Source organism: Mesorhizobium sp. BR1-1-2 (genome assembly GCF_020165435.1).
Taxonomy (GTDB): Bacteria; Pseudomonadota; Alphaproteobacteria; order Rhizobiales; family Rhizobiaceae; genus Mesorhizobium.
Map to the genome: position 1 here is coordinate 1 of NZ_JAIUID010000034.1, position 1,854 is coordinate 1,854.

General features: G+C 65.2%; 1 protein-coding gene. It reads left to right on the top strand.

The genetic code is table 11. From position 1 onward, the window contains the following. A partial coding sequence (locus LB551_RS29850; protein WP_224661395.1) for an autotransporter-associated beta strand repeat-containing protein occupies window positions 1–1,854 on the top strand: 1,854 nt, incomplete at both ends.

Here is a 1,854-nt window from a genome sequence, read left to right on the forward strand (position 1 = left end):
GTCCTCACCGGCGCCAATGCCTATAGCGGCGGCACCATCGTCAATGCCGGCATCCTGCAGGGCAACACGTCGAGCCTCAGAGGCAACATCACCAACAATGCGTCCGTCATCTTCGACCAGTCCGGCAACGACGGCACCTTCGCCGGCAACATGTCCGGCAGCGGCGCCCTGTTCAAGCAGGGCAAAGGTGAGGTCGCGCTCACGGGCACCAACACCTACACAGGCGGCACGCGGGTAGAAGAAGGAACCCTGCTGGTCGCCTCCGACGCCAACTTCGGCGCTCCAGATGCCCATATCCATCTTTTGGACGGCAGCGGTCTGCACGCGGCCGGGACCTTCACCAGCACCCGCCCGGTCGGGCTCCTAAGTGGCGATGGGGTCTTGCTCGTCGACCCAGGCAAGGCCCTCACCTTGAGTGGCGTCATCGGAGGAAGCGGCGTGCTGGTCAAGTCCGGCCCCGGCGACCTGATTCTCAGCGGGGCCAACACCTACTCGGGCGGCACGACGGTCACCGGCGGCGTGCTGCGCTTCGCCAACGACGCCAACTTGGGCGCGGCAGCCACCGGGATCATGTTGAACGGTGGTGCAGTCGGGACCATGACATCTGCGGCGGCGTCGATCAGCCGCAATATCACCTTGGCCAGCAACGGTGGCGGTATCGACGTGACGGCGCAGTCCCAGTCTCTCTCCTGGAGCGGCGACATAAGTGGCAACGGTGGCCTCTTCAAGATCGGAGCCGGCACGCTGGTCCTCACCGGCAACAATACCTACACCGGCGGCACGCAGGTGGCAGGAGGGACCCTGTGGGTTGCCTCCGACGCCAAGCTCGGCGCAGCCGGCACCCATGTCGACCTGAACAACGGGGCTCTGCGCGCCTCGGAGACCTTTACCAGCGCCCGCCCTGTCGGGCTTTTAGGCGCCGGTGGCGCTATCCTCGTGGACGCCAACAAATCCCTCACCTTGAGCGGTGTCGTCAGGGGTTCGGGCAGCCTCACCAAGACTGGCGACGGCACCCTCATCCTCACTGGCGCGAATGCCTATACCGGCAGCACCACCGTCAATGCCGGCGTCCTGCAGGGCAATGCAATGAGCCTGCGGGGCCATATCACCGACAACGCCTCCGTCGTCTTCGACCAAGCAGCCGACGGCATCTATGCCGGCAACATCACCGGCCTCGGCAGCCTGACCAAGATCGGCGCCGGCACGCTGATCCTGCCCGCCGCCGCCAACTACGCTGGCGGCACGACCGTCTTGGCCGGCGCGCTGCAGGGCACGACCTTTAGCCTGCAAGGCAACATCCTGAACAATGCCGCCGTTATTTTCGACCAGGGTTTCGACGGCACCTATGCCGGCAACATGACGGGCACCGGCACGCTCACCAAGAACGGCCCTGGCACACTCACCCTCACCGGCACCAGCAGCGTCGACGGCGGCATGACGGTCAACGCCGGCGCACTTCTGGCAAACGGCTCGATCGCTTCGTCTCGCGGCCTGAGAGTGAATACGCGCGCGATAGTGGGCGGCACCGGTATATTGCCGTCGACGATCATTAATGGCGGCACGCTTTCGCCTGGGAATTCGATCGGCACGATCAATATCATCGGGAAACTGACATTCGGCGCCGGCTCGGTCTACGCCGTCGAGGTCTCCGGCGGCGCGGCCGACCGCGCGAGCGTCATCGGCTCCGCCGATCTTTCGGGCGGCACCGTTGATGTCACGTTCCTGGCGGGCGGCTCTGTTTCCAGGAACTACACCATCCTCAATGCCACGGGCGGTCTCGGCGGCACCAAATTCGCCGGCCTCAGCGACGCGCCCTTGCCCGGATTCAAGACCAGCCTCAGCTATGATGCCAAC